7 protein-coding genes are annotated in these 9,434 nt (G+C 61.9%); 4 read left to right on the top strand and 3 right to left on the bottom strand.

Annotated elements, in window-relative coordinates; translation table 11 throughout:
- Window positions 1-176: 176 nt before the first annotated feature.
- The 4 genes from mrdA (at window position 177) to HKK57_RS26785 (ending at window position 6,193) form a co-directional block, all read left to right on the top strand.
- Complete coding sequence (gene mrdA, locus HKK57_RS26800) at window positions 177-2,069, top strand: penicillin-binding protein 2 (RefSeq protein WP_029293249.1); 1,893 nt, start codon at window positions 177-179, stop codon at window positions 2,067-2,069.
- A gap of 115 nt (window positions 2,070-2,184) precedes the next feature.
- The gene (locus HKK57_RS26795) at window positions 2,185-2,697 is read left to right on the top strand and encodes a sigma-70 family RNA polymerase sigma factor (protein WP_029293247.1); all 513 of its coding nucleotides are present in this window, start codon (window positions 2,185-2,187) and stop codon (window positions 2,695-2,697) included.
- The gene (locus HKK57_RS26790) at window positions 2,694-3,668 is read left to right on the top strand and encodes a FecR family protein (protein ID WP_169391162.1); all 975 of its coding nucleotides are present in this window, start codon (window positions 2,694-2,696) and stop codon (window positions 3,666-3,668) included. The genes HKK57_RS26795 and HKK57_RS26790 overlap by 4 nt, the downstream gene beginning before the upstream one ends.
- A gap of 110 nt (window positions 3,669-3,778) precedes the next feature.
- Entirely contained in the window at window positions 3,779-6,193 is a 2,415-nt protein-coding gene (locus HKK57_RS26785; RefSeq protein WP_237150414.1) for a TonB-dependent siderophore receptor, read from the top strand.
- A gap of 1 nt (window position 6,194) precedes the next feature.
- Here the strand turns inward: HKK57_RS26785 and HKK57_RS26780 are convergent, their stop codons facing one another.
- From HKK57_RS26780 to HKK57_RS26770, 3 genes are read right to left on the bottom strand one after another with little or no spacing between them, the layout of a single operon-like run.
- Window positions 6,195-7,166, bottom strand: coding sequence for a cyclase family protein (locus HKK57_RS26780; protein WP_029293240.1), 972 nt, complete (start codon window positions 7,164-7,166; stop codon window positions 6,195-6,197).
- A gap of 28 nt (window positions 7,167-7,194) precedes the next feature.
- A complete protein-coding gene (locus tag HKK57_RS26775) occupies window positions 7,195-7,953 on the bottom strand; it encodes an SDR family oxidoreductase (protein WP_029293238.1) in 759 nt (252 codons plus the stop codon).
- 32 nt (window positions 7,954-7,985) lie between these two features.
- Window positions 7,986-9,434, bottom strand: coding sequence for an aldehyde dehydrogenase family protein (locus HKK57_RS26770; protein ID WP_169391160.1), 1,449 nt, complete (start codon window positions 9,432-9,434; stop codon window positions 7,986-7,988).

Raw genomic sequence — 9,434 nt, 5'->3', positions numbered from 1 at the left:
GGGCGATCGAAAAGCAAAGGGTGCTCTTGACGCTGTTGGTACCCACTTGAACTGCCGTTCGGGTAATTCAATACAAAGTGTTTCGGCATTTTTGGTATGGTGCAGCACCTGTTCCAAGGACTGATCTTTGCACCGCAGGAAGCGGCATTGTCCCTGCTCAACGAGATGCTGTAGAAATGCCCGAAGCCATACCTATCAAAGACCACGAGAAAGAACATCGCCTGGTCAATAAACGCCTGTTGGCCTGCGCAATACTGGTGCTTGGCATCACCTGTGCCTTGGTCGCCCGCATGTATTTCCTGCAAGTGGTCGAGTTCGACTATCACTCCACCATCTCCGAAAACAATCGTGTCCATGTCCTGCCCATTACCCCGGCCCGCGGCCTGATCTACGACCGCAACGGCGTGGTCCTGGCCGATAACCGCCCCAGTTACAACCTGACCATCACCCGCGAGCGGGCTACCGATCTCAAAGGCGAACTGGATTCGATCATCACTCTCCTGCATCTGCCGCCCGAAGACCGCGCAGTCTTTGACAAGGCCTTGAAACAGGCGCGTCACCCGTTCGTGCCCGTAACGTTGTTCTATGAATTGACTGAAGAACAGATCGCCATATTGGCGGTCAACGAATTCCGCCTGCCAGGCGTGGATGTGGAGCCACAGTTCGTGCGTCACTACCCGTTGGGCGCACACTTCGCGCACTCCATTGGCTACGTGGGCCGTATCAACGAAAAAGAGTCAAAAGAACTGGATTCGGTCGAGTACCGTGGCACGCAATCTATCGGTAAAACCGGAATCGAGCGTTTCTATGAGGCGCAATTGCACGGCCATGTGGGTTATGAGGAAGTCGAGACCAATGCCCAGGGCCGAGTGCTGCGGGTGCTCAAACACACCGACCCGATTCCCGGTAAAAACATTGTCCTGAGCCTGGATATCAAGCTCCAGGAAGCCGCCGAAGAAGCCCTGGGCGACCGTCGCGGTTCAGTGGTTGCCCTGGATCCACAAACCGGCGAAGTCCTGGCAATGGTCAGCAAGCCTAGCTTTGACCCCAACTCGTTCGTCACCGGCATCAGTTTCAAGGAATATGCCGCTCTGCATGATTCCATTGACCGCCCCTTATTCAACCGGGTGCTGCGCGGGCTGTATGCGCCAGGCTCGACGATCAAGCCGGAAGTGGCCATCGCCGGTCTCGACAGTGGTGTCGTCACCGCACAGACACGGGTCTTTGACCCCGGTTACTACCAACTGCCCGACTTTGATCACAAATACCGCAACTGGAACCACAGCGGCGATGGCTGGGTAGATATGGACGCTGCCATCATGCGTTCCAACGACACCTACTTCTATGACCTGGCCCACAAACTGGGGATCGATCGCCTACACGACTATATGGCCGAATTCGGCCTCGGCCAGAAAGTCTCCCTGGATATGTTCGAAGAGTCGGCCGGCCTGATGCCGTCCCAGGCCTGGAAGCGTGCGACGCGCCGCCAGCCGTGGTTCCCGGGCGAAACCGTGATCCTTGGCATCGGCCAGGGCTATATGCAGGTCACGCCATTGCAACTGGCCCAGGCCACCGCGCTGATCGCCAACAAGGGCGTGTGGAATCGCCCGCATCTGGCCAAGACCATTGACGGTGTACCGCCCGTGGATGAACACCCCATGCCCAATGTCGTGCTTAAGAACCCCCGCGACTGGGACCAGGTCAACCACGGCATGCAAATGGTGATGCACGATCCGCGCGGGATCGCCCGCGCATCGGCCGCCGGCGCGCAGTACCGGATCGCCGGAAAGAGCGGGACCGCACAGGTGGTGGCGATCAAACAGGGTGAGCGCTACAACCGTCTGAAGACTCGCGAGCGCAACCGCGATAACGCACTGTTTGTCGGCTTCGCTCCGGCGGAGCATCCCAGGATCGTGATTTCAGTGATGATCGAAAACGGCGAGGCGGGCGGCCGCGTGGCCGGCCCTGTGGTCCGCCAGATCATGGATGCCTGGCTGCTTGATCAGCAGGGTCACCTTAAGCCGCAGTACGCGGCGCCCGCTAAGGCTTCGGGTGATCCGCGCGTCTGAAAGAAGGTTTTACTCCAGCCAGAGAGCGGGACCGCCCGGTAGATAAGCGATTGCATTTAGCCACAGCCTGCGCAGATAATGAGATGAATTATCATTAACGTCTGTGGCTGCCCGCGTGTCTACTCCTACCGATCCCAAGGCTCTTCTGGCAACGCTCTATGACGACAACCATCGCTGGCTACGCGCATGGTTGTATCGTCAGCTCAAGTGCCCGCAGGATGCAGCGGACCTGACCCAAGATACGTTTATCCGCATTCTGGATGCGCGCCAGCTCAACCAGCTCGATGAGCCCCGTGCGTTTCTCAGCACCGTGGCCCGCCGGCTGTTATTCAGTTTCTGGCGCCGCAAGCGCCTGGAGCAGACTTACCTCGACAGCCTGGCGCAACTGCCGGACGCCTATACACCGTCGGAAGAAGATCTGGCCCTGGTACGCGAGGCGCTCGAAAGCATCGACCGCCTGCTCAATGGCCTGCCGCCCCGTGTCCGGCAGATCTTTATGCTCAACCGTCTCGAGGGCTTGTCGCAACCGGCTATCGCCCAGCAACTGGACGTGTCGCTGGCCACAGTGGAGCGCGATCTGCGGCGGGCTTTCCTGCACTGTCTGGCCGAGTCGGCGGACCTGACATGAGCCAGTCCAAGGTTGACGCCACCACCCGCGCTGCCGTGGATTGGTTGCTGCGCCTGGAGGCGGCCGCTGATGATCCCTCTGTGCGTCAAGCCTTCGAAATGTGGTTGCGGGCCAACCCCCAGCATGCCGTTGCCTGGCAGCGGGTCGGCAGTTTGCTGCAGCAGCCGATTGCCGACTTGCAGCGCGTCGAAGCCCGCGGCCCCGGTCAGTTACGTGCCATGACCCAAGCCCTGGCAGCCCCGGATTCGGAGTCGCGGCGCAAGGTGCTGCGTGGTGGCTTGGCACTGGTGTTGTTCGGCGTCAGTGGCGCGGCGATCTTTGACCGCGACCAGCCACTCACAGGTCTGTGGGCCGACCGCCACACAGCCACCGGCGAGCGGAAGACCTTCGCCTTGGCCGATGGCAGTCGCCTGAGTCTCAACGCCCGTAGTTCGGTGGATATACAGTTCAGCGATAGCCGCCGCCTGATACGTCTGCGCGAGGGCCAAGTGTTCGTCGATGTCGCCGCCGACCCGCGCCGACCGTTTGTCATCGCTACCGCCCAGGGAGAAGTCCAGGCCCTGGGGACACAATTCATGGTGCGCCAGGAGGCCGCCGGCAGCTTGACCTCGGTGCAACTGCATAGCGTGCGTGTCACCACGCTCGGCGGCAGCCAGCGCCGTGTAGAAGCGGGGGAGGCGGCGTGGTTCAGCGACAGCGATGTGCGTCCAGTACCGCTCTCGGTGCGCAGTCGGGCAGATTGGCGCGATGGTCGCGTCGACATCCGTGATGAACCCCTGGGCCTGCTGATCGACGCCCTGCGCCCGTATCGCCGCGGTGTGCTGCGGATCAGCGAGCAGGCCGCAAAAGTACGCGTCTATGGCGTGTACCCGCTGGATGATCCGGCGCAAACCCTGGAGTCGCTGGCCCAGACCTTCCCCCTGCGCATCAGTCACTACGGTCCTTGGTTGACCCTGATTGATGTGCGCTGAGTGGCCGATGGGAATTATTTTCAATCAGCGTGAGGGGATCGCGGATCTCGCGAGTCAAGGTTAGGGAACGCCAACCTGACAATGAGCATCCTCACCCTATGGCACCCTTGATGATCCGTCCCTGCCTGTTGACCCTGGCCGTAACCCTGGCTGTGATTGGCCAGCCCGCTGTGGCCCTGGCCGACACCGCCGCCAGCGCCCAGCAATATTTCAATCTGCCCGCTGCAGCCCTCGGCGATAGCCTGAGCCGGCTGTCCCGGGAAAGCGGGCGCACGCTGTCGGTCACCCCGGCCTTGCTGCAAGGTCGTCGCGCACCCGCATTGCAGGGCCAATACAGCCCGGAGCAGGCCGCGCAACACTTGCTGGCCGGCAGCGGCCTGGGCTTGACCGTCACCGAAAACGGCACATGGAGCCTGTATCTGCTGCCTGAGGGCGCGCTCAATCTTGGCGCCACCACGGTCACTGGCCAAGTCGCAGAAAATGCCTGGGGCCCCGTCGATGGCTATGTCGCGACCCGCAGCGCCACGGCCACCAAGACCGATACACCGATCCTGGAAATCCCGCAGACCGTCAACGTGGTCACCGCCGACCAGGTCAAGGTCCAGGGCGCGCGCAACCTGACCCAATCCCTGCGCTATACCCCGGGCATGGACACCAACGGCTACACCGACCGTAATACCATCGCCGATGAGTTGGGCAGCCGTGGCTTTTCTCCCACGTTGCTGTACCTCGATGGTGCCTACCTGCCTTACGCCGGCAGCCTCGGCGGTGCGCCACAAATCGACCCCTACACCCTGGAACGTATTGAGGTACTCAAGGGGCCGGCGTCGGTGCTATTCGGGCAGAACCAGCCGGGCGGGATGATCAACCTGGTGTCCAAGCGTCCCACCACCGAAGCGCGACACCAGGTCAAGTTCGGCGTGGGCAGCTACGACCGGGTCAACGGCGCCCTGGATTTCAGCGGCCCTATCGATGACGCGAAAACCCTGAGCTACCGCCTGATCGGCCTGGCCCGCGACGGCAACGAGATGGTCGACCACGCGACCGACAGCCGTACCTTGCTGGCCCCCAGCCTGACCTGGGCGCCGACCGAAGACACCGCCCTGACCCTCTACGCGCAGATCCAGCGCGACAAATCCCTGGCCGATTACCAGGCACTACCCGCCATCGGCACGCTCTATCGCAACTCCAAGGGCCAGCGCATCGACCGCGACACCTTCCTCGGCGATTCCGATTGGAACAACTACATCCGCGATCAATATGTGCTGGGCTATGACTTCTCCCACGCATTCAACGACAACCTGGAATATCGCCAGACCGCACGTTTTACCGACGTCAACGATCGCTATAAAGGCTTCTACCTCAACCGCTTCGCCGAACTGCCCGACGGCAGCACCGACGATACCCGCGCCAGCCGCACCAAACTGGACTGGCGCCAACACAACAGCGCCTACACCCTCGATAACAACCTGCAGGCCAAGTTCGCCACCGGTGCCCTGGAACACACCTTGCTGGTGGGCTTCGATCACCGCGAGTTCACCCGTAAATACCAAGGCTACAACCTCTACGGCGCGGAAATCATCGACCTCTACAAACCGTCCAACTACCACACCTTTGGCCAGCCGCAACTGACCACCAAGTGGAACAACACGGTCAAGCAGACCGGCCTGTATGCCCAGGACCAGATCAGGTTTGATCGCTTCATCCTCACCATGGGCCTGCGTGAAGACTGGGCCGAAGTGATCAACCGCGACCTGCTGGACCGCAGCACGGTGTCGCAGAAAGACAAAAAACTCACGCGTCGCGTGGGCCTGACTTACCTCACCGACTTCGGCCTGGCGCCCTACGTCAGCTATGCCGAGTCGTTCCTGCCAAGCGTCGGCCGTCTGGCCCCGGAACGCGGTGGCGGCGCCTACAAACCGGTGGAGGGCGAGCAATATGAAGCGGGGGTCAAGTACCAGCCCAACGACCAGTCATTGCTGACCTTGTCGGTGTTCCAGATCAAACAGAAAAACGTCCTGACCGGCGATCTGGTCTATCGCGAATACCAGTTGCAGGAAGGTGAAGTGCGCTCACGCGGCGTCGAATTCGAAGGCAAGGCACGGTTCGGCCAGGTGGAGTTGATCAGCGCGCTGTCGTACCTGGACGCGATCTATACCAAGAGCAACTACGGCGATGAGGGCAACCGCAGCGAGGCGCAAGCCCCGTGGAGCGGCAGCGTCTGGGCCGACTACCATTTTTCCAGTGATGCCTTGGCCGGCCTGACCGCAGGTGGCGGTGCGCGTTACACCGGGAAGAAATACGGCGACTCGTCCAACACCTTCAAGACCCCGTCGTTCGTGGTCTACGACGCTACGGTCAGCTACGACCTGAGCCGCCTGAGCCCCACATTCAAGGGCGCCGAAGCCAGCCTCAACGTGCAGAACCTGTTTGATCGCGAGTATGTCTCGTCCTGCAACTACGCCTTTGGTTGCTATTACGGCCAGGAGCGCACTGCGTCCCTGGCCGTGTCCTACGACTGGTGAGCTACTTGATCACCACCGGGTTCACCGGCGCGCCGCTGCCACCGACAATCTTCAACGGTGCGGCGGTGTAGAGGAACTTCCACTGGCCGTCGTCGGCACAATCGGCGGCCAGATCCTCCAGCAGCACGATCTCGGTAAAGGCGATGCCGAGGTTGCGCATCAGCGCGCAATGCAATGGAATCTGCACCCCCGACACCGGATCGGTGATCACCTCATTGGCGATGGTGTCGGTCACCAGGTTGGGGATTTCCATGGCATGGAACCACTCCACCAACTCCCGGCTGTAGGTCAGGCCAGGCTCCACCAGGTCCTTGAAGAACTCAGTCTTGCCATACTCGTAGAACGCGCCCATGGAGCCGGTACGGATGATCAGGATGTCGCGTTTTTCGATGGTCACGCCCTGGGCCTTGGCGGCCGCCAGCAAGTCCAGGTGATTGAAGGTTTCGCCACGGCCCAGGTATTTCTTGCCGCGATGGCGGGCCATGTCGATCAGCACCGCGCGCCCGACCACGCCACGTTCGGCAATCGCCAGCACACTGGCCTTGGCCATGCCGCCGACGGTGCTCATGGCGTCGTAGCCGTTCCACAGTTGATTGTCGTACCAGGCATGCCCGAGGGCGTCGTACTGGGTCGAGCCTTGCAGCTGCATGAAGATCACATCGTCGCAATACGCTGCGCCGCCGGTCATTTCGGGTTGCTTGCCGAAGTGATAGTGGCTGTGATCCAGGGTATTGAAGCGCATCGACGGGTTGCGTGCCGGCCACATCGGGTCGCCGCCCGGATGGCCGATTTGCACTTGCAACGTGAAGGTCTTGCCTTGGCGCACCGAGGCCACGCCGCGCAGTACTTCGGCTTCGGTCAGGTAATTGAGGGCGCCGACCTCATCGTCCGGTCCCCATTTACCCCAGTTCTTTGGCAGGCCATCGAGTAATTGCTTGGTGCTCGGTTCGTTCTTGTTATGTAAGTCACACATATCGACTCCGATCCCTATGGTCGTTGAGTTACACGCAGCGCCCACCATCGACTTCAAGGCAAGTGCCGGTGATAAAAGCCGCTTCGTCCGAGGCCAGGTACAGGCAGGCATTGGCCACGTCTTGCGGGGTGGAAAAACGTCCCAGGGGGATAGTCGCCATGAACTTCTGGCGGTTTTCCGGGGTGTCCGGCACACCCATGAACTCACTGAGCAGCGCCGTGGCGCCGACCACCGGGTTCACGCAGTTGACGCGGATATTGTCCGGGCCCAGTTCCGCTGCCATGGTCTTGCTCATGACCACCACCGCACCCTTGCTGCCGTTATACCAGACCAGCCCCGGGCGCGGGCGGATCGCCGCAGTCGAGGCAATGTTGACGAACACGCCGCCGCCCTGGCCGCGAAAGTGCGGCACAAAATGCTTGGCGCTGAGGAAGATACTTTTGACGTTGACCGCGAACACCCGGTCGAACTCGGCCTCGTCCACTTCCAGCATCGGTCGGTTGCGGTGGGTGGTGCCGGCGTTGTTGATGACGATATCCAGCCCGCCGAATTGCTCCAGGGTCGCCCGCAACAGGGCGCCCACGCTTTCGTCGTTGGCCACGTTGACCTCGATGAAATGCGCATGGCCGCCGCTGGCCTCGATCTCATTGACCACCCGCTGGCCGCCGGTGGCGTTCATGTCGGCGACGATAACCCGCGCACCCTGTTGGGCGAAGGTCTTGGCGATGCCTTCACCAAAGCCGGAGCCGGCGCCAGTGACGATGGCTACTTTGTTTGCGAGACGCATGGAGTGTTCTCCTTTCTTGTTGTTGTAATGGCTTAGCCGTGTTTGATCGCAATGGTCTTCAAAGTGGTAAAGCCCAGCAGGGCCTCGAAGCCTTTTTCCCGGCCATAACCGCTGGCCTTGACGCCGCCGAAGGGCAGTTCAACCCCGCCGCCAGCCCCGTAGTTATTGATGAAAACCTGGCCGCAGCGCAGCTTGCGCGCCAGGCGCATTTGCCGCGCGCCGTCGCGGGTCCACACGCCGGCGACGAGGCCGAAATCGGTGCCGTTGGCCAGACGGATGGCCTCGGCTTCGTCGTCGAAGGGCATCACGGCCAGTACCGGACCGAAGACTTCCTCCTGGGCCAGGCGGCTGTCGGGCGGCACGTCACGAAACAGCACCGCTTCCTGGAAGTAACCGCCACTGCCGGCTTCGGCCACCACCTGGCCGCGCGCGGCAACGGTGATGCCGGCCTGCTCGGCTTCGCGCACGAACTCGCGCACCAGGCGTTGCTGCTTCTGGTTGATCAGCGGCCCCATATCCAGGTCCAGCGCCGAAGGCCCGGTGCGCAATTGGCGGAAGCGCTGGCTGAGCTTCTCCAGCAGCGTTTCATAAATACTGCGCTCTACCAGCAGCCGGCTGCCCGCCGAACAGGTCTGCCCACAGTTCTGCACAATGGCATTGACCAGCACCGGCAAGGCTTCATCCAGGTCCGCATCGGCGAACACCAGTTGCGGTGATTTGCCGCCCAGTTCCAGGGTCACCGGGCAATGCCGCTCAGCGGCCGCTTTCGACACCGCCGTGCCGGTGACTGTGGAGCCGGTAAACGAGATGTGATCGATTCCAGGATGAGCGCACAACGCAGCGCCGGCTTCGTAGCCGTAGCCGGTCACCACATTGATCGCGCCGGCCGGAAAGCCCACTTCGGCGGCAATCTGCGCCAGGCGCAGCAGCGACAGGCTGGCATCCTCGGCCGGCTTGACCACGCAGGCATTGCCCGCTGCCAGGGAGGCGCCGACGCTGCGGCCGAAGATCTGCATCGGGTAGTTCCACGGGATGATATGCCCGCTCACTCCATGGGGCTCGCGCACGGTGAGCACCGTGTAGCCGTTCTGATAGGGCAGGGTTTCGCCGTGCAGCTTGTCGGCCGCGCCGGCGTAATATTCAAAATAACGGGCGAGGGCAGTGGCATCGGCCCGTGCGACTTTCAGCGCCTTGCCGGTGTCCCGTGCTTCGATCTGCGCCAGCTCTTCGTGGTGTTCCAATACGGCCACGCCGAGCCTGGCCAGCAGGCGGCTGCGCTCCAGGGCCGACAATGTGCCCCATGGGCCATCAAAGGTCTCGCCCACGGCCAGGCGTGCGGCGCTGACGGCGGCGTCGATATCGGCGGCGGTGCCCCGGGCGATGCTGGAGTAGGTTTCGCCGCTGCTGGGGTCGATCACCGGGATATCTTCAAGTGAGGTCGAGGCCTGCCATTGGTTGGCGATGTAGTGTGCGTTGATCAT

Origin of the sequence: Pseudomonas sp. ADAK21, assembly GCF_012935735.1 — a bacterium.
GTDB lineage: Bacteria > Pseudomonadota > Gammaproteobacteria > Pseudomonadales > Pseudomonadaceae > Aquipseudomonas > Aquipseudomonas proteolytica.
The sequence above is the reverse complement of the archived record's forward strand: the minus strand, read 5'-3'. Positions and strand labels throughout refer to the sequence as shown.